1 protein-coding gene is annotated in these 215 nt (G+C 43.3%); it reads right to left on the bottom strand.

What is annotated here, in order from left to right:
* On the bottom strand, nucleotides 1-215 hold a 215-nt coding region (locus N8M95_RS09290), incomplete at both ends, for a mucin-binding protein (protein WP_261117097.1).

A 215-nucleotide genomic window follows, 5' to 3' on the forward strand; every position in this document is an offset into this window, starting at 1 on the left:
AATTCTGTGATTTGACTTGTTGTGCTGTAGGCAATGGCTTCACCTGACTTACCTGTCACTTCATCTGTTGTGAGAACACGGTTACCGTTAGTGCTTACGTAACGGATAATAGCTTTTTGAGCATCCTTACGGTAAGTAACTGTTTCAACACGGTCTTGGTCTTTCGCTTGAACTCCACTTACAGCTGGGATTTCTGATTTATCCGCTGTGTAACC

This window comes from Streptococcus mitis, assembly GCF_946190325.1.
Lineage (GTDB): Bacteria > Bacillota > Bacilli > Lactobacillales > Streptococcaceae > Streptococcus > Streptococcus mitis_CF.